The organism is Halomonas sp. GXIMD04776, from assembly GCF_049808615.1.
Classification (GTDB): domain Bacteria; phylum Pseudomonadota; class Gammaproteobacteria; order Pseudomonadales; family Halomonadaceae; genus Modicisalibacter.
On sequence record NZ_JBNCAN010000003.1, the window covers coordinates 18,362 to 37,320 of the forward strand.

Sequence of the window (18,959 nt, forward strand, 5' to 3'; positions counted from 1 at the left end):
TTTCTGAGCTGCCTGGGCGGCAGCGAACCGTGCCGAGGCACTGACATCAGGTCGCTTCAATTTCTGAGCTGCCTGGGCGGCAGCGAACTCTGATTAATGGCCGCGCATCGGACTAATTCATTTCTGAGCTGCCTGGGCGGCAGCGAACGTCACCCCCGCCCGCTTCGACGGCAAGGTACGTTTCTGAGCTGCCTGGGCGGCAGCGAACCGAATGGCAGCATGCTGCACTGGTTTCATCTGTTTCTGAGCTGCCTGGGCGGCAGCGAACACTACCGCGAAGTGGAGCTGGCCGCTGGCGATTTTCTGAGCTGCCTGGGCGGCAGCGAACTCCTCGTTGCTTGTGGTAGTGCGCCCGGGGTTTTTCTGAGCTGCCTGGGCGGCAGCGAACCCGCTCTCGAATCAACCTTCCCGCTGCCGGTATTTCTGAGCTGCCTGGGCGGCAGCGAACAATGACGCAATCCGGCGCCCATCCTTTCAGCATTTCTGAGCTGCCTGGGCGGCAGCGAACGGCTGGCAGCCATTCATGACTCGTTTCATGAATTTCTGAGCTGCCTGGGCGGCAGCGAACCTTCTCGTCCCACTCGCGCCGGTAGTTATCCATTTCTGAGCTGCCTGGGCGGCAGCGAACTCGGCGATCTCTTGCAGGTACTGCGCCATGTATTTCTGAGCTGCCTGGGCGGCAGCGAACCTCATGTAAATGCACTCCATCCAGCGGATGCGTTTCTGAGCTGCCTGGGCGGCAGCGAACGAGAGCATTGGCCCTCCGCGATCCAGCAATTCTTTCTGAGCTGCCTGGGCGGCAGCGAACGCACCGTAGGCCTGGTTGCCGCGTGAGTCGTGTTTCTGAGCTGCCTGGGCGGCAGCGAACATAAAAACACCGGCGCCATCACGGCGACTAACTTTCTGAGCTGCCTGGGCGGCAGCGAACATTGCTGGCGTTCTGATTGATCGCTGTTTCGTTTTCTGAGCTGCCTGGGCGGCAGCGAACTGATGTGTTCGGGGATGGCGTCACCCTTATTCTTTCTGAGCTGCCTGGGCGGCAGCGAACTATCTCGTCGTCCTCGACCAGCCAATCCTTCATTTCTGAGCTGCCTGGGCGGCAGCGAACAACTCGACTTTATCGGAGGTCGGCTTCTCATATTTCTGAGCTGCCTGGGCGGCAGCGAACCAATCCCCATGGACGTTCGTTTGACGGCATCAGTTTCTGAGCTGCCTGGGCGGCAGCGAACTCTTGTCCTCGTCACGCACCAGACTAGGTTGATTTCTGAGCTGCCTGGGCGGCAGCGAACATCAAACAGCTGCGAAGAACTGTTGGCCTACACTTTCTGAGCTGCCTGGGCGGCAGCGAACGTAACGCTGGGCACCTCATCCGTTTTCCATCCTTTCTGAGCTGCCTGGGCGGCAGCGAACAATAGGTATGTATCACATTTAAATCTATCGGTTTTCTGAGCTGCCTGGGCGGCAGCGAACACAAGGTGGTCGTCCGTGCGGCGAACGCTGTTTTTCTGAGCTGCCTGGGCGGCAGCGAACCAAATTCCAATCTCGTCCTCTGGCAGCTTGAGTTTCTGAGCTGCCTGGGCGGCAGCGAACTTCAAGACGATGATTGGTGCGCGCGTTGATGCTTTCTGAGCTGCCTGGGCGGCAGCGAACGCGAAGAGGACAACGTGTGGCAGCTACAGGACTTTCTGAGCTGCCTGGGCGGCAGCGAACCATTTTGCCGGAAGCACGGGAACCTACGTAAATTTCTGAGCTGCCTGGGCGGCAGCGAACAAGAAAAAAATAACGCTAATAATCTGATTTTTAAAGAGCCTCCTGTAAAAAACGCGGCACCACCCTTTTCGTGACGGCGCCGCTAAGCTGTTGTTTTATTGCCCTTCTTTCATCTCTTAGAAAAAAGGGTCAAAACCAGGGTACCGTGGCATGGCGGCTCAGGCCGTAATGGTTGAACGTGCCTTGTACGGGTTCCTTTTGCGGCTTGCCGTGGTCGATAAACAGGCAGAAGCGCTGCTGGCTCGAGCGGCTGTTGAGCTGTACGAACGGTAGTTCAATGCGACGCGACGCCGGTGTGGCATATAGCCGTCGCGCTTCCTCCAGGCTTATGTCATGACGTTTGGCATAACGCGTGGCGCGGCTTTCGCCGCCGGTGTTGAACTGGCGACGCTTCACCGCGACGTGCCTCACCCCTTCGGGTACCGCTTGCACATTGCTCGATACGACGTGATCGCGCATGCCGATTAACCATTCGCTCTCCATCAGTCGCTCGAGTCGTTGGCGAGAGCTGTGGAGACGAAGTTGCTCTCCCAAAGTGCGCGCCTGCACTCCGCTTTTATGTTCGGGAAAGCTGACGCCGATATCATCGGTGTCGAAATCGAAAAGCGCTCGATGCAGCTTGGCGTAGAGCGCCCCCATCAACATTGGCGCCGGGAATTCCGGATCAGGCCGTAGGCGAATATCGATGTAGTGGTTCATGGCTTACCCCGCTTCGCCGAACACGCCGCCGCGAATCAACGTCGCCATCACGAAATGCTGCTGCTCCACCGGCGGTACCTGATCCTTGATGATCCAGCCGTCCAGCAGGGAGTAGAAATCGGCTTTCTGCTTGGGTTGTCGATACGCCTTACCTTGAGTGGTCGCGGAACCATAGGGTTCGACGGCAATGGGGCCGAGATGCTCACCCTCTTCCAGCGGGTACCAGGTATCGATGGTGCGAATGGCATTGCCGAGTTTCTGCGAGTGAATGCCAGCAATAGCATTGACCTGATACAGCGTCTTGCTCTTGTCGCCGCGCCCACGATCAAGTATCAGTTCCTGAGAAGGAAAGACCTCCTGCCCTTTTCCAATTCGGGCAAAGGCGACAACTTCCAGTAGTACATGACGCTCACCGCTCAGGCCGTTATGGATCTGATCCGCCAGCTCCTTCAGGCCCGACTGAGTCGCTTGAGTGGTTTCAAAGCCGCGCAAGGAAAGCGTAAGCGCATCGAAGGTCCAACTGCTGGTGGCCTGGCCCTGCTCCACGAGGTTGATACGAATCTCGATCTGCTCGGCGCCCATGCGGTTGCGCCACAGAAAGCGCCCATTGGCGAGGTTATAGGCATAGCGTTTCGCCAACTCGGTAAAACCCTGCTTGCTGACGTAGCCTTTTACCGTTTCGCTCAGCTTGTCCTGGTAGTCAGCGTTATTGCAGGCGGAAGGCCTGCCGGCGCCACCCAAGACCCGAAGCGTGAAGCGGGTCATTAGCGTGTCCGCATCGCTTGGCAGGGTGGCGACATCCACGGTCTGCAGATTGGGATTTTCAATGGCGGCATCCAGTTTGGCGGGATCCTGATCCTTAGCCTTCAAGCGGTTGGAGATAGTGCCGCGCACGGATTTTTCGCGAATGGCGATGGGTTGCCATTCTTGCATGTCGTCGCGCTGCTCCCATTGACCGGCGAACATCAGCGCGTCTGAAGGATCGAGCTTGCGTTCGAAAGCGAGTACGGAAGCGGTCTTGAGAGTATCGTTCTTGGCCATGTCAAGGCTCCTTGCGTTAAGCGCGCTCTGTGCGCGTTTGATAGTCGTTATTCAGGCGATAAAGGCCTTGCCCCAGGTCGTTATCCACATACCAGAGCAAGCCCTGTGGCGAGTTCAGATGGTGAGGGCTTATCCACTGACCGATGGAATACAGGCTTTCGACGAAACGAAATGGCGTGGTTTCGTCTCGGGCGCTGGCGACTTCTCCAGGCTCGGAAACCTCGGTGAGCGCGCCGTAGCCCACGGGTAGCGGCACCAGCCAGCCGGGCTTCTTGCGTACCTGCCATTCCACCTCGGTCTTTTGCTTGCCGTTTTCATCCTCGGTAGCGGTCTGGTGGCACTCCCAGTTCAGCCGCGACAGATCCAGCCAGCTATCCAGCAAGGTGCTATCCTGCTGCGCCTGCCGACGCTCTTGGTGATGCTCCTGCAAGAGATCATCGCGCAGCACTAGGGCAAACCCCGGCAGCCAGCGACGCTTGAGCTGACGAAAGCGCTCTTGTCTATCGTTTGCGTCATCGCCCAGCACTTCCAGCGCTGGCTGATAGCGGCGCTGCCCCGATAGAGCCGGCATGACGCTGCCGCCGGCGATGCGCATGCCAGCGACGATTTCCATAACGGTCTGAGCGGTGTCGGCGTCATGAATGCTTTTACCCTCTACCGCCAGCACCAGGGTGACCTCGAGGTGCATGCGCCCTTCCTCGACGATTGCCGCGGTCTCGCCTTTCTTGTCGACGGGGTTGCGCGTCAGATGAAAAGTGCGCACGTAGCCTTGCTGGGTCTGGGTTTCAAAGTCGTGGCAGATCACGCCGATGGCGTTGAATTGCAGCTTCAGCGATTCCGGCAGCCTGCGCTCAAGCGCGTGCATGAAGCCGATGAAAGCGCTCATGGCGGGAAAGCCCCAGGTCATCGGGCTGGAAATGGCGTTGGCGTTTTGAATCCGCAGATGCGGCAGCACCAGCAGCGCTTTGGTAGCGGCATCAGACATGGGGCAGTTCCTCCTGCAAAATATCCAGCTTGCGTTTCAACCGCGCCTTCCACTCGAGGTACTCGTTGTCTCCCACGCCCAGGCGAACCAGTTGCTGGTTGAGCCAACGGGCAAAGGCCTCGCGAATCTTTTCCGGCCATTCGCCTTGCTCACGCTGGTTGGCAAAATCCGCCTCTTCTTCACCACGCCGGGGGTCTAGCCATAGCTGCTGCTCTTGTGGCAAGCGACAAGCCGCATTCGCGGACCAACCCGGCGCCAGTACATGAAACTCGCTGGCAAACAGCATTAATTCATCGATCAGTGCATCGAAATAACCATCCACGCGGTTACGGGTGTGGTGATTCTCGGGTGGATCAGTCGCAAGAAAGCGCACTAGCCCCTTTAGCAACCAGCGCACCTCACGGCGGTGACCGAAGCGCTTGAAAACGGAATCGGTATGCAAGGGCGCTTTGACGCCTTGGCTTTTCCATTTGGGCGGCAGGGAAGCCATCAGGTAGTTGTTGCCGCCTCGCTCGCTATTGAGCTGGGAAATATTCTGCGGTTTGGTACCGCCTAACTTCTGCGCGGCCAGATTCGGGTAATCGCTGTAGCCGGTCTCGGCAGGCTTGTCGTCTCGCCGTGCCTGGCGAGCGGCCTTGGCGGCTTCGCCGAAACGGTCGGCATTGATGCGCAGGAATACCTGGTGTGCAAGGGAAGTGGCATACAGCGGCGCCAGCAAGTGAAAATCCTCATCATCAGTAGGGTCGTCGCCTGCAAGCCAATAAATCTGTTTGGCTCGTGTATGCGAGGCCTCAATACCTTTGGGTTGGGTAATGTCGGCAAACGCCTTGGCCCACTCGTCCGCCTGGCCTGGGTTGTCGCTCAAGGCAGCGCTGAATGCCGTATCTTCTTCCAATGCCAGTTCCAGTAGCGATTTCCCCCCGTGCTGCAGCTTGAGGAACTTATAAACATCCAGCGCCGCCGCATTGCCCACGACATCACCGCTGAAATCCTCGGGCAGTAAATGGCTTCCGACCAAGGGAATTTCAGGCAAAGCGGCGGGCTCGACATAACGGCTGGAGCCCTTGGCGTCTGGATGGGTCGCCTTCAGCGCATGGGTCACTACCTGCAACTGGCTGACCCGACGCGCGGCATCGCTAATCCAGACCTCGAAGCCGAATTGCTCGATAAGCGCCTCGCGCTTGGGATCGTCCGGGCCGAGCTTTTCCAGCTTGCCGGCCAGTCGTTCGTCGATAAACGCCTGTATTAGCTGGCGAATTTCACCGCTGCGATGCGCCTTATCCATTCATCCTCCGAATTATATTCCATTATAGTTTCATGTTTATGGGTAAAGGGAAAATTTAGCAACTGCAATGCAAGATAGCTATTCTTGAATCCTGCCGCAAGAGCAGCTCAGAAAATTATCGTTTCCTGTTTTGGGGACATCATGCTGCCGCACAGGCAGCGAGCCGCCGGCCCTGGGCCGGCTCCTTCCTTTTACTGCTGCGAAAACCCGACCGCTGAATGAAAGCGCCACAGCCCCCCATCCTTCAGCGTCCGCAGGGTCAGCCGTCCGAAACGCCTGGCACAGGCATCGAGAAGCATGTCCTGAGCTTCCGCCAGCTCGGACAATTCGGTGAGATAGTCCTCCTGCCCCCAGGGCCGGATACCTGGGCCTTGTTCCAGTTCGATACGCTGGAGATTCGCCTCGCACTGAACGAATAGATCCGGATCCCGAGGGCGCTCCTTGTGAACGCGATGAAGGAGCGCTTGCTCGCCGCTCTCATCCGGCAGCAGCACCAGTTCCTCTTCCTGACCCGTACTCTCTCGAAAGGGCCGCCATTGGCTCATCACGCCGGTCAGCGGCAAGCGGGGCATGGCAAACCAGCTGTAGGCCCCCAGGCTTGGTGCAGCAGTGGAGCCACTTACTTCGGCCAGGTATTTCTGACGCTTGCGCTTGGAGAGCTTCGCTAGCTCTTCTTCACTCAAAACCGGCGTTTCTTCGGTGCTTGTAGTTGACGGAGCAACCATCATTTCTTGCAGGCAAGCATGTTCCAGGTCGACGAGATTGCGGCGGGGCTCAGGCGTTTCGCGGGGCAGAATACGCGGGCGAGCGTCGATCATGTCCCGCTGTTCCGGCGACAGCAGCGTCATCAGCTCATGGCTTTGCAGCAGATGCGCTTCGGTCTCGAAACCGGGGCGTATAAATACCGGCGAGCGCCCATCGGGATGCTCAAGCGCTTTCAGATTGCGGTTGAGCAGCAGGATATTGGGGGTTTCGCAAGGTGCCGGGCGATGACGACGTACCCGGCCAGCCAGTTGAATCAAGGAGCGCATTGAAGAGGGCTCGACGATCGCCCAGTCGTAATCGTGGTCCCGCCCCACTTCGGTGACCGGCGAACCCAGCACGATAAACAGCTGATCCCGAGCTGGTGAGGCGTCGATACGGCGCCGAATATCCGGCAGTTCGAACACCGCTTGAGGGTCCTTGCGCGTTAACGTGCGATCCAGCTGCCGCTCGATGGCCGAGCGCATCAACAGCGGATATTGGGAGTGATATACACACAAGTGGATCTGGACATTTTCCTGCGCGCCGAGCCGGTAAAGCGACAGCGCCACTTCCACCAGCGGGTCGATATTGGCCATGCGGATCAAGCCGAAGGAGACGCGCTTGGCGCTTTTGAGTAGCGTCTCGCCGTGCCGGCAATGCAGGTCCAAGGCGTATTCGCGCAGCTGCGCGGCCAGCTCCTGGCGTATCTCCTGAGGCTGACGCGATGACGGTATCCATTCCGCCACTTCGGCGCGGCGGCGAATCGTATCCTTCGCCAACTGTTGATAGCGCTTCTGCACGAATTGCCGGTGGGCGCTTTCGAAGCTCGCTCGGTCGCTGCAGCCTTGCGCAAGCGTTGCGTTCTCATCGAACCAGGCACAACAAACGCTAGGGGTTCGCCCGGTTGGTTCCCCGCGATTACGCCGATAAACCGCGCGCCCCGCGCGGTAAGCATCGTAAAGCCCCGCCACCAGGGCGGGCGGCAGCGTGGCGGAAGAAAGCAGTACTCGAGAACCGAGCAGTCCCGCCCAGTTCACCAGCCGCGTCAACGCGGGCAAGTCATTGATATCGAAGTCGTCGATTTCATCGAGCACCAGATCGGAGGTCATCAGTCGCAGCATGGGGGCGATCTGTCCGCCACCTCGGGCGCTTTCCGTGGCGGGCATCAAATGATCCACGGTGCAAGTGAGAATCGGCGCGGCGATCAAGCTCTTGACCGTGGCATCATGAGCGACGCGCTTGAGGATCGGATGCTCGGAAAAATTTCCCTCGAACAGCACATGAGAGTCATCCGAAAGCAAGTCCTGGGAAGACGCGGAGCCGGTCCTTTCCGCCTCCGCCTCGTAGTGCTCGAACAGGGCGCGGCTGGCACTGCCGCCGACGCGAATCGCCAGCTCGTCTTCGCCCAGATGCATCTGTCGGCGGTAATCGCGGCCGGTCTGCAGGGTCAGGGTGCGCAGCCCCAAGGCAATGGAGAAACGCGCGCCTTTCTGCGGGTCCGCCAGGGCATACAGAATACGACCATTGGCCAGGGTCTTGCCGCAGCCGGTGGAAGCCATATTGATGCCGAAAAAACCGTGATCAGATGATTTGTCACGCAGCCCAACTGCAAGATCGAAGGCGCGATCCTGCCAGCGAAAGCGCGGATGTCCACTGCGCCGACGAAAGCCCTTGTGGCGTGCCAGCCGCGGCAGATGATCAGCCAAGGTGGCGAGATGGCGGGCATTTTCCTTGCTGAAACGCGCCACGCCCAGGAGATGGGCGTCGAGCTTTTGATTAGGCTCTCTTTTGTCAAACTCGCCAGGCTTGCGCATTGTATTGGCATAAAGCGCATAGTTCACATCGCCGCGCACCCAATCGTCATGACGAGGATTATCCAGGCTGGAGTAATAATGATCCGCCAGCATTAGACATAGCCGCGCCAGATGCATGACGTAAGCATTATCCAGCAGCGGCTCCGCATGACCGGGCAACCGCTTGAGAAGCCCTTCCGCGACCAGGGCCGCCTGCTGCTGCCACTTGATTGTTGCCACCGGCAGCTCGCCGGCCAGCTGCCAGTAAGGCGTCAGCCGCTCAGGATCGGTCTCGGTACAAGCCTCGTTCCATTGGTGGGTCAGCATGCCGGGTATATCGACCAGGGCGCTGGCGGAAAGCCCTTTCAACTTGCCGCCCAGACGTTCGGGATTATCGCCGGGTTTCAACGGCAGACGGTGATGGCTAAGCAACAGCCATCCCACCGCCTGGGCCAGCGGCGGCAGCCGGGTAAAAGGCGTCATGCTCTCGGCGTCTAATCCATCCCGTTGCAAATGGCGCATCCAGCTGTCGGCGAAATCCGCCGGTGGCTCTATCAGGCGCCGGAGCCATCCTTCATCGTCATCCTCGCCGACAAACGCCTGGAAAAGCCGCAGCGACAGCCATTCGTGACGATAGAGGTTCCTGCCCTCCAGCTTTCCTTCTAGCCGCAACTGAAAAGCGACACTGGCCTTGCCCAAATCGTGTAGCAATGCGGCCAAGGTGGCCAGCAGCTTGATATCCTCGCCGCTATGCCAATCGTTCTCGTCGGTGCGACGTAAAATGTCTCGTGAAGTGGTATTGGTGGGCACGGCGCCTTGCATGTTGAAGCGGCTGGCATCGCCGACGATCCACATCAGTTCGCTATGGTCGCGGCCACGAATCCAGTGACAGGCCACCGCGGTATTCTTGCGCGCGCTCTTTCTCAGCAATTTTCTGAGCGTATCCAGCCCTGCCTGGGTGATGGGCGTCTGCCAGGTGCGCTCACCGCGCCGTTCGGCAAACTGATCGAGAATGCGCCGGGTCTCCTTGAGGGCATTCTTGTTGCACTGGGAGACGATCAGCACGTTCATGGCTGCGTGTTTCCCAAGTCGGTGGCGATATCCTTCAGGGTGTCGATCATGAAATCCAGGGATTCGCTACGGGTGAGGCTTTCGATGCAGGCCTGGCGAAACTCCTGTTCTTCATCGCCGCGCATGGCGGAAATAAACGCCTGGGGGAGAATGACCGCGTCCTTGACCAGATCCGCTACATCGAACACCAGTCCGCCTCGCCGGGTCTTGCCGTGTAAGACGGCTAGGCCGTGGGGAATACCCAACACCCAGGTCGCGGTGGCGCCCAAGCCATAAGCGAGATAATTGCCATGATCGAGAAAACGATTGGCGGGGTCCGTGCCACTGCCGCGCTTGGCTCGTGTAAAATCGCCGTAGTTCACCGCCTGCACCGCCAGCTTGAACAGTGTCTTGGTCAAGCGTGCTTCCAGGGTCAGCAAATCGGTGGTGTTTGGTGCCTTTTCAATGGCCTGGCGGTGGTGCGTCAGCGCTGAGGTCAGGTGGTCTTTCGAGATCGTGAAACCGGCGTCGTGTAATGGCCTGCTATCGAGCCAATGGGTTTCGATTCTTGAGAGGCGCGCCAGTTGGAAGTGTTTGGCGGCTTCGAGGCGCATCTCGTCGTAGAACCAGAAGCCTACCCAATACTGTAGATACTCGGTGGGCCGGTATTCACTTTGTGGACTGAACCAGGCAACCTCAACGTCGACTTCGTTGGCGGAAAATAGCGGCGTGCCGCCGCCACCGCAAAAACCGACCAATACGCCGGCCTTGGCCAGTTCGCGCATGGCGGCTTGAGTGATCGAAGTGCCGGTGCCCAGCAGTATCGAGCTGGTATTAGCGATGGGAATGTTCCAATACTTCGATTGGCGCCCTTCGTCGGTGACATATTCCACCCGACCGCCGTTGACCAGCACGCGGCAATGCTGAAGGTAATAAAGGTTTGCTCGCTTGGAATGCAGAATTGTCTTGAGCGATGAGGGCGAGAGGTCGTCCATGCTACTCTCCGGTTTATCTAGGCTTTCTTATACTCAATCTGCGGCTATCATATGCTTATCGGTCTCGATACGAAGTGCTGAAAAAGAGATGTTTCGAGCCTCACATTTTGAAATGAATATCGAATCTAGATAAGGCATATTCCATACCGAGAAGATTCACTCTCGTCCTCTTCTCTAGCTTGATGCATCATGGATTGTTACGTGCTCCCCACGGCGATGTTCCGCGAGCATGGTTAGGAGAGAAGCGTCAAGATGCAGGCGCAGTACGATCAGGATACCTATGCCTGGGCTCTGGAGCAGGCGTCGCTTTTGCGTGCCGGTAAACTCGACCAAATCGATATCGAGCATATCGCCGAGGAAATCGAAAGCGTGGGCAAGGGAGAACGACGCGCCTTGGTAAGCCAGCTGGCGCGCCTGTTCATGCACTTGTTGAAGTGGGACCACCAACCCCAGCGGCGCTTGCACAGCGAGCGTATCTCGATCATCGATGCGCAGGCGAAAGCGGCTCGACTTCTCAACGACAACCCGAGCTTGAAAGCATCGCTGGATAAAATCGTTGAAGTGGCTTACGAGGATGCTCGCCGCGCAGCAGCCATTGAAACGGAAAGAGAAATCGATGTCTTTCCCGCCATGCCTCTCTACAGCTTCGCGGACGCGATGAGCTTCGTGCCAGAATCCAACTGAATCAGTGGGCTTCGCTATTTCAGTCATTAATAGCTAATGCCACCATCCCTCAAGCCCCAGTCGGAATCACACAACATTCTCTTTTCAATAACGCCGAATGAAGCCTCGCGATGACACCCTTTATTCGGCTTCCCCAAGTTTAGATCAGACACGGTTACAATGCCGTATACCTTGAGCCGGTGCAGGGTCAGCCTCAACGTCTACGCTATAAGAGGACCCCGAATCAAGGAGGCAACATGGCCAAGGACACCGCCGTTAATCCCCCCGCGTCACGCACCGCAAACTCCCCTAAACGTCCCCTCGCCCCCGAGGTACGTGAGCCCGATGAGTCAATTGCCGATGTTTCCGAAAGCGAGGCGGTACCGCCGACGGACGCACCGACGGACCCCCTCACCCGCTGGAACCAGCAGACCCATGCCGCCATCGCGCGGCTGACTGCCGGGATATCGCCGGCCTCGCTATTGCAAGCCTACAGCGACTGGTGGATGCATCTGGCGCTGTCGCCGGGCAAGCAGGCGGCGCTTGCCCTCGAGGCGCAGCAGAGCGTCTTTCAATTCGCCGGCTACCTGCCCGGGGCGATGCTGCATGGGGGCGAGTACGAACACTGCATCGAGCCGGCGGAGCAGGACGACCGGTTCAAGGATGGTGCATGGCAAACTTGGCCGTTCAATGCGATGCACCAGAGCTTCCTGCTCACTCAGCAGTGGTGGCATAACGCGACCTCTGATGTTCCGGGCATGAATCACCATCACGAGGACGTGGTCAACTTCATGACCCGCCAGTGGCTCGACGTGTTCTCGCCGGCCAACAGCCTGTTCACCAATCCGGTGGTACTGAAGCGCACTGCGGAGTATGGCGGGCGCAATCTGCTGGAAGGCGCCGTGCATTTTCAGGAGGACGCCGCACGCATGGCACGCCGTCAGCCGCCGGTGGGGGCAGAACACTTCACCCCCGGAGAGACGGTGGCCGTTACCCCGGGCAAGGTGGTCTACCGCAACCAGCTCATGGAGCTGATTCAGTACGCCCCCGCCACGGACAAGGTACAGGCCGAGCCGCTTTTGATCGTGCCGGCCTGGATCATGAAGTACTACATCCTCGATCTGTCACCGGAGAACTCCCTGGTGCGCTACCTGGTGGAGCAGGGCCATTCGGTATTCATGGTGTCCTGGAAGAATCCGGGCAGCGACGAGCGCGACATGGGCCTGGAGGATTACCGCAAGCTCGGCATCATGGAAGCCCTCGACGCGGTCAATGCCATCGTCCCCGGGCATAAAATTCACGGCGTGGGCTACTGTCTTGGTGGCACGCTGCTCTCCATTGCCACGGCGATCATGGTCCGCAACGGCGATGATCGCCTGGCCTCCCTGACCCTGTTCGCCAGCCTCACGGACTTTACCGAACCCGGGGAACTTGAGCTGTTCATCGACGAAAGCCAAGTGCATTTCCTGGAAGACGCCATGCGCGAGCAGGGCTACCTGGAAGACTGGCAGATGAAAGGCACTTTTCAACTGCTGCAGTCCAACGACCTGATCTGGTCGAAGATGGTGCAGGAGTACCTTCTGGGCGAGCGCATGCCCACCATCGACCTGATGGCCTGGAGCACCGACGGCACCCGCATGCCCTATCGCATGCACGCCCAATACCTGCGTCGGCTGTATCTCGACAACGCCCTGGCCCTGGGTCGCTACCGGGCCGATGGCCAGCCGGTGCTGCTGGATGACATTACCCTGCCGAGCTTCCTGGTAGCCACCCGCAAGGATCATATCGCCCCCTGGCGCTCGGTCTATCGCAATCAGTTGCACTTGGGTGGCGACACCACCTTCGTGCTCACCAGCGGCGGCCACAATGCCGGCGTGGTCAGCGAGCCCGGCCATCGCCACCGGGTCTATCAGATCGCCGACAAGCCCGCCGATGCGCCTTACGTCATCGCCGAGCGCTGGCGCGACGAGGTGGAAGAGCGCGAGGGTTCCTGGTGGCCGGAATGGCATCAATGGTTGCTCGAACATTCCAGCGGCCAGAGTGATCTTCCTCGTATGGGCAATGACAAGAAAGGATATGCACCTTTGGAAGACGCCCCAGGGCACTACGTGCTCGAACGCTGAGGACCGAGCATCTTCATCAGTCAAGGAGAAGAACATGCAACTCAAGGATAAAGTGATCGCGATTACTGGCGCCGCAGGGGGCCTAGGCCGGGCCATGGCGGTACGCCTGGCCAGTCGTGGTGCCAAACTGGCGCTGCTCGATCTGGATGAAGACGGCCTCAAGCAGACGCGTGAGCAGTGCGAGCAGGCCGGCGCAACATGCCGCTGCTACCCACTGGACATCACCGAGGAAGCGCAGGTAGAGGCGTGCTTCAATCAGGTGATAAAGGAGTTCGGAAGCCTGCACGGTCTCGTTAACAATGCGGGGGTCACCGCTGACGGCCTATTGGTCAAGGCCAAGGACGGCCAGGTCGAGAAGAAACTCTCCCTGGAAGACTGGGATAAGGTTTCGCAGATCGACATGCGAGGTGTATTCCTCTGCGCGCGGGAGGGCGCCACCCAGATGATCGAGCACAACGAATCCCAGCCGGAGAGTCGCGGCGTCATCGTCAATATTTCCAGCATCAGCCGGGCAGGCAATGTGGGCCAGACCAACTATTCTGCGGCCAAGTCCGGCGTGGCGGCCATGACCGTGACCTGGGCCAACGAGCTCAACCGCCACGGCATTCGCGTCGCCGCCATCGCTCCTGGCTTCTGTCAGACCGCCATGGTCGAGAAGATGCCGAAAAAGGCCCGGGAGAGGCTCGAGTCCAGCATCCCCTTGAAGCGCCTGGGCGAGCCGGACGAGATCGCCCATGCGGTGCAGTTCGTTCTGGAGAACAACTATTTCCATGGCCGGGTGCTGGAAGTGGACGGCGGCTTGAGGTTGTAATCCCCGTATCGAGAACGGCGCCCTGGAAATCCAGGGCGCCGAGGTGACGATGTTCAAGCACTGGGCTGTTCCGGGCTGTCCGGAATGTTGGTATGGCCCGGCTCGAGTCGGTTGAGGTGCAGGAAATGCAGGTGGCTTTCGTACTGATCGAGGATATCCTCGATCACCTGCTCACGCGAATAGCCCATGAGATCGTAGCCTTGGCTGCCTTCGAGCAGATACACCTCTAGCCGATAATAGCGTGACGATGCCTGGGGGGTGTGCATGGCGAAACCGGGGGTGTTGAAACCGTGCCCCCACACCTGATAACTGAAGTTCTGCTCGTTCTCGTGATCGACGTTCAGCGCCACATAGTCGTCGCCATTCTGGGTGCCTTGATTGACCTCGACCCCCAGCCCGCCCTCACGTAACTGATCGGCCACCGACTCCATGGCAGGTTTGACGGTCTCCTGCAGGAAGCGCTGGGCCTGCTTGCGGTCGGGGAAGCTCATGGCGCGCTTGAGGCGTTGTTGCCAACTGCGGCTGGCACCGCGCTCACCGCCGCCCCCGGTACGTCCCGAGAGATGACCGGGCAGACTGACGCGCTGACTGTCCATCTTGAAGGCCTCGAGCTTGAGCGCCTTGTAAAGGCCGGCCATCATGAAGAACAGCACCACCGAAAACGGCAGCCCCGTGATTACCACGGCGCTTTGCAGCGTGGTCAACCCCCCCGCCAACAATAGCGACAGGGTGAGGACGCCAATCACCGCCGACCAGAGAATCCGCATCCAGATCGGCGCATCGCTGTTGACGTCCTTGAGAATCGTCGTGAAGTTCGACAATACCAAGGCCCCGGAGTCGCCGGAGGTGACGAAGAACACGATGGCCAGAATACTCACCGCGATGGTGGTAAAGACCGGCGCCGGATACTGCTGCAAAAACAGATAGATGCCCGCCGGCGGATTGTCCATGACCTGCTGCCCGAACTCGGTGCCGCCGTTCATGGCGATATCCAGGGCGCTGTTTCCCAGTAATGACATCCAGATCATCATGAAGGCGATGGGTAGGGTCAGGGTACCTGCGACGAAGGTGCGGATCGTGCGCCCGCGAGAAATACGCGCCAGGAACAGGCCGACGAAAGGCCCCCAGGCAATCCACCAGGCCCAGAAGAACAGCGTCCAGGCATTGAGCCAGTCGGTCGGTGTATCGAAGGCATAGGTGTTGAAGGACATGGACACGAAGCTGGCCAGATAGTCGCCCAGATTCATGACCAGCGCATTGAGCAGGAAGATCGTCTTGCCCGCAAACAGCACGAACAGCAACAATGCGATCGCGAGCAGAATATTGAATTCCGAGAGGCGGCGGATGCCGCGCTCCACCCCGGTCACCGCGGAAATGGTGGCGAACACCACGATAGCCAGCACCAACGCCGTCTGGGTCCAGGCGCTTTCGGCGATACCGAACATGAAATTCAGCCCATAATTGAGCTGTATGACACCGATCCCGAGGCTCGCGGCGATGCCGAATACGGTGCCGAGCACTGCAGCGGTGTCCACCGCATGGCCGATCGGCCCGTAGATCTTCTTGCCGAAGATGGGATAAAGCGCGCTGCTGATGGTCAAGGGCAGGTTATGCCGATAGCTGAAGAAGGCCAGGGACATGCCCACCAGAGTGTAGATACCCCACCCGGACAATCCCCAATGCAGGAAGGTCAATTGCATGGCATGGCGCGCCGCGGCAACCTGCTCCTCGGGCGCGTTGGGGGCGTTATAGAACTGGGTCAACGGCTCTGCCAGGGCGAAGAAGATGACGCCAATGCCGATACCCGCCGAGAACAGCATGGCGGACCAGGAAAACAGATTGAAGTCGGGTCGAGCATGCTCGGGGCCCAGGCGGATCTTTCCGAAGCGAGACATGCCAATGATGATCACGAAACCCAGATAGATCACCACGGTAAGAAAGTAGTACCAGCCAAAGGTGCGGGATATCCAACCTAGAATGGCATTGATGATGCCATTGGCTTGTTCGGTAGCGATCATCGCCCATAGCGAAAACACGACGATGCCCACGACGGAGCTGTAAAAAACCGTGGGATTGATACGATCCTGGGTAGGTTCCTCCTGAGAGGGTATGTTCATACGAGTCCTTGTTAATTAGGTAATGCTCGCCAGCATCTCCATAGCGTAGATACAATTCCATGAATTGCTGTAAGTAAATGCCTCCGGCAAGCTAGTCGCTTTTTGTTATCTTGTATCCTGTTCTTAATTGCAAGGCGGTTTCATGGCTTCTCATCATCGCCATCGTCCCGATGGCCCCTGCCATTTTTCATTGATGTCCCTGTCGGCGAAAAAGCGCCTGGCCGTGGCGTTGGCCCCGCTTGCGCTCTTGTGGCTGGCGGTCGCCTGGGCCACCGGGAGCTTTGGCTGATGTCGCGACTGCATCTGCAAGATGTGCACCTGGCCCAAGGCGGGCGCAGCGTGCTCGAAGGGCTCACCGGGAGCTTTCAAGATGGGGCCATCACCGCATTGATCGGTGCCAATGGTGCAGGCAAAAGCACCTTGATTCAATCGATCATGGGCTTGCTGCCACCGATGGCCGGTCGCATCGAGTGCCACGTGCCGAGAGAGCGTCGTGCCTGGCTGCCTCAGCAGTTGGCCCTGGACCTGAGCTTTCCCATGAGCGTCGAGGAGCTGGTGATGACCGGCACCTGGCCCAGTCACGGGGCCTTGAAAGGCTACTGCGCCGCGCACTATCGCAAGGCTCGGGAGATCATGGCGCGCTTGGGCATTTCGCAGCTTGCCCATCGCCCGCTCGGTGAGCTTTCCGGGGGCCAGCGCCAGCGAGTGCTGCTCGGTCGTACGTTGATGCAGGAGGCTGAGTTGCTGTTGCTCGACGAGCCCTTTGCCAACGTCGACAGCGATACCGTCGAGGTGCTCACTCAGGTGCTGCGCGACATGGCCGCGGCGGGGACTACTCTCATCATCGTGCTGCACGATCTCGAGCAGTTGGCGCGACTGGCCGACTGCGTGCTGCTGCTCGCCCAAGGCAAGGGTGAGTGGTTCACGCCCCAGACGCTTCTCGAGCACTATGGACGAACACCGCTTACCGGTACTGCGCTGTCTTCACTTGATTTGCGCGGGGCGGCCTCATGATCGATACGCTCGATGCGCTACTGTTCGCCCCACTGACGGACTACGGTTTCATGCGTCGTGCCCTGGTGGCGGGACTGGCGTTGTCCCTGGCCGTACCCTCTCTCGGGGTATTCTTGATGCTGCGCGGCATGAGCCTGATGGGGGATGCCATGGCCCATGCGATTCTTCCCGGGGTCGCGCTGGGATTCTTGCTCGCGGGTTTCTCGCTGCCGGCGATGAGTCTGGGCGGCGTGCTCTCGGGTCTGATCGTCGCCGGCCTGGCCGGCGGGGTGTCGCAGATGACCGGCCACCGGGAGGACTCGGCGATGGCCAGTTTTTATTTGATCTCGCTCGCGGCGGGCGTATTGCTGGTCTCGTTGGGGGGCAGTAGCGTCGATCTCACCCATGTGCTGTTCGGCTCGATCCTGGCGGTAGACTCGAGCGCTCTGCTGCTCATCGCCACGGTCTGCAGCCTGACGGTGCTATTGCTGGCGCTGATGTTCCGCGCCCTGGTGGTCGAATGCCTCGATCCGCTGTTCCTGCGCGGTCAGGGCGTGCATAGCGGTCTGATTCACGGGTTGTTCCTGGGCCTGGTGGTGCTCAACCTGACCGCCGGCTTCCAGACCCTGGGCACGCTAATGGCGGTGGGTCTGATGATGCTGCCGGCAACCGCCGCGCGCTTCTGGTCCAAGCGCCTGGAGGGCTTGATAGGCCTGGCCATCCTCATCGCCATGCTGGCCAGCACCGGAGGCTTGTTGCTCTCCTATCATCTTGGCTTGCCCTCCGGCCCCTGCATTATCCTGCTGGCGGGCATCGCCTATCTGTTCTCGGCGTTATGCGGTCGTCACAATAGCGTATTGGCGCGTCTGCGCCGTCCCGGGGCAGCCACCGAAACACCCCATACCGAAGAATCGCCCCCCTCCCATCACAGGACGATATGATGCGCAAATCCTTGGCTCTCGCCCTATTGCTGGCGCTAAGTCTAAACGTTACCCAAGCTGCGGAACCGCTACGAGTGGTGACAAGCTTCAGCATTCTCGCCGATATGGCCAAACAGGTCGGGGGGGAGCAGGTCGACGTGACCTCCCTGGTGGCGCCGAACAGCGATATCCACGCCTTCTCCCCCAGCCCCACCCAGGCGCGCAGCCTCGGCCAGGCGGACATTCTCATCTTCAATGGCCTGCAACTCGAAGGCTGGTTGAAGCGTCTTATCGACGCCAGTGACTACGCCGGTGTCCGGGTAACCGCCAGCGATGGCATCACGCCCCTGGTCAGCGACGGTCATGCTTCCGGCGCTTCGGAAGACGAGCATGAGGATGGCCACGATCACGGCCACGGTGAAGCCGACCCGCATGCCTGGCTGGATGTGGCCCGGGCACAGCAGTATGTCGTCAATATTCGCGAAGGGCTGATCGAGGCCGATCCAAGCAACGCCGCGCGCTATCGTGACAACGCAGAGCGTTACCTCGAGCAGCTCGAGGAGCTCGATCAGGATATTCGCGCCTCGATGGCTGCAATCCCCGAGGCACAGCGCGTCGTGGTCACCGGCCACCAGGCCTTCGGCTATTTCGCCGATGCTTACCATGTGCGTTTTCTATCCCCGGCAGGGCTGAGCACGGCGGCAGCGCCTTCCGCTGCGGACATGGCGCGACTGATCGATGTCATACGCGACAATCAAGTGCCGGCACTGTTTCTCGAGAACAACGCCAATCCGGGCATCATTGAGCAACTCGCCGAAGAAACCGGCCTGCCCATTGCCGGTACACTCTACTCCGGCGCGCTGGCCAGCGATGGCGAAGCCAGCACCTATGTCGGCATGATGCGCCATAATGCAACGCTGCTAAGTAAGGGCTTGACGACCAACGCCGACTGACGGGAACTCCAAACCAG

The 18,959-nt window shown here is 59.3% G+C and carries 14 protein-coding genes and 1 CRISPR repeat array (1 of these 15 cut by a window edge); of the genes, 7 read left to right on the forward strand and 7 right to left on the reverse strand.

What is annotated here, in order from left to right:
- Nucleotides 1-1,770: a CRISPR direct-repeat array (repeat unit 28 nt; unit sequence TTTCTGAGCTGCCTGGGCGGCAGCGAAC); it begins 1,620 nt to the left of the window's first position.
- 129 nt (nucleotides 1,771-1,899) lie between these two features.
- The 6 genes from cas6f to cas1f form a co-directional block, all read right to left on the reverse strand.
- Nucleotides 1,900-2,469, reverse strand: coding sequence for a type I-F CRISPR-associated endoribonuclease Cas6/Csy4 (gene cas6f / locus ACPF7Z_RS02460; RefSeq protein ID WP_425191574.1), 570 nt, complete (start codon nucleotides 2,467-2,469; stop codon nucleotides 1,900-1,902).
- A 3-nt stretch (nucleotides 2,470-2,472) separates the two neighbouring features.
- On the reverse strand, nucleotides 2,473-3,510 hold the full coding sequence (gene csy3 / locus ACPF7Z_RS02465; RefSeq protein WP_425191575.1) for a type I-F CRISPR-associated protein Csy3: 1,038 nt from the start codon (nucleotides 3,508-3,510) through the stop codon (nucleotides 2,473-2,475).
- Between the two features lie 16 nt (nucleotides 3,511-3,526).
- Nucleotides 3,527-4,495, reverse strand: coding sequence for a type I-F CRISPR-associated protein Csy2 (gene csy2, locus ACPF7Z_RS02470; protein ID WP_425191576.1), 969 nt, complete (start codon nucleotides 4,493-4,495; stop codon nucleotides 3,527-3,529).
- Nucleotides 4,488-5,780, reverse strand: a complete 1,293-nt coding sequence (csy1, locus tag ACPF7Z_RS02475) for a type I-F CRISPR-associated protein Csy1 (protein ID WP_425191577.1) — start codon at nucleotides 5,778-5,780, stop codon at nucleotides 4,488-4,490. Before csy1 ends, csy2 begins: the two co-directional genes overlap by 8 nt.
- A gap of 191 nt (nucleotides 5,781-5,971) precedes the next feature.
- On the reverse strand, nucleotides 5,972-9,388 hold the full coding sequence (gene cas3f / locus ACPF7Z_RS02480; protein ID WP_425191578.1) for a type I-F CRISPR-associated helicase Cas3f: 3,417 nt from the start codon (nucleotides 9,386-9,388) through the stop codon (nucleotides 5,972-5,974).
- Nucleotides 9,385-10,362, reverse strand: coding sequence for a type I-F CRISPR-associated endonuclease Cas1f (gene cas1f / locus ACPF7Z_RS02485; protein WP_425191579.1), 978 nt, complete (start codon nucleotides 10,360-10,362; stop codon nucleotides 9,385-9,387). Before cas1f ends, cas3f begins: the two co-directional genes overlap by 4 nt.
- A 252-nt stretch (nucleotides 10,363-10,614) precedes the next feature.
- Here cas1f and ACPF7Z_RS02490 point away from each other — a divergent pair, with 252 nt between their 5' ends.
- The 3 genes from ACPF7Z_RS02490 (at nucleotide 10,615) to ACPF7Z_RS02500 (ending at nucleotide 13,959) form a co-directional block, all read left to right on the forward strand.
- Nucleotides 10,615-11,046 (forward strand): DUF29 domain-containing protein, encoded by a 432-nt coding sequence (locus ACPF7Z_RS02490; protein WP_425191580.1) that lies wholly within the window; start codon nucleotides 10,615-10,617, stop codon nucleotides 11,044-11,046.
- A gap of 236 nt (nucleotides 11,047-11,282) precedes the next feature.
- Complete coding sequence (locus ACPF7Z_RS02495) at nucleotides 11,283-13,148, forward strand: PHA/PHB synthase family protein (RefSeq protein ID WP_425191581.1); 1,866 nt, start codon at nucleotides 11,283-11,285, stop codon at nucleotides 13,146-13,148.
- A gap of 34 nt (nucleotides 13,149-13,182) precedes the next feature.
- Nucleotides 13,183-13,959 (forward strand): SDR family oxidoreductase, encoded by a 777-nt coding sequence (locus ACPF7Z_RS02500; RefSeq protein ID WP_425191582.1) that lies wholly within the window; start codon nucleotides 13,183-13,185, stop codon nucleotides 13,957-13,959.
- Between the two features lie 53 nt (nucleotides 13,960-14,012).
- On the opposite strand, the gene betT is transcribed toward ACPF7Z_RS02500, so the two are convergent.
- Nucleotides 14,013-16,076 (reverse strand): choline BCCT transporter BetT, encoded by a 2,064-nt coding sequence (gene betT, locus ACPF7Z_RS02505; RefSeq protein WP_425191583.1) that lies wholly within the window; start codon nucleotides 16,074-16,076, stop codon nucleotides 14,013-14,015.
- Between the two features lie 142 nt (nucleotides 16,077-16,218).
- Here betT and ACPF7Z_RS02510 point away from each other — a divergent pair, with 142 nt between their 5' ends.
- Genes ACPF7Z_RS02510 through ACPF7Z_RS02525 form a run of 4 tightly spaced genes read left to right on the forward strand, consistent with a single transcriptional unit; the run spans nucleotide 16,219 to nucleotide 18,942 of the window.
- Nucleotides 16,219-16,365: a hypothetical protein gene (locus ACPF7Z_RS02510; RefSeq protein WP_425191584.1), complete on the forward strand. Its 147-nt coding sequence runs from the start codon at nucleotides 16,219-16,221 to the stop codon at nucleotides 16,363-16,365.
- The gene (locus ACPF7Z_RS02515; RefSeq protein WP_425191585.1) at nucleotides 16,365-17,090 is read left to right on the forward strand and encodes a metal ABC transporter ATP-binding protein; all 726 of its coding nucleotides are present in this window, start codon (nucleotides 16,365-16,367) and stop codon (nucleotides 17,088-17,090) included. Before ACPF7Z_RS02510 ends, ACPF7Z_RS02515 begins: the two co-directional genes overlap by 1 nt.
- Nucleotides 17,087-18,010 (forward strand): metal ABC transporter permease, encoded by a 924-nt coding sequence (locus tag ACPF7Z_RS02520; RefSeq protein ID WP_425191586.1) that lies wholly within the window; start codon nucleotides 17,087-17,089, stop codon nucleotides 18,008-18,010. The genes ACPF7Z_RS02515 and ACPF7Z_RS02520 overlap by 4 nt, the downstream gene beginning before the upstream one ends.
- Nucleotides 18,010-18,942, forward strand: a complete 933-nt coding sequence (locus tag ACPF7Z_RS02525) for a metal ABC transporter solute-binding protein, Zn/Mn family (RefSeq protein WP_425191587.1) — start codon at nucleotides 18,010-18,012, stop codon at nucleotides 18,940-18,942. Before ACPF7Z_RS02520 ends, ACPF7Z_RS02525 begins: the two co-directional genes overlap by 1 nt.
- Nucleotides 18,943-18,959: the final 17 nt, after the last annotated feature.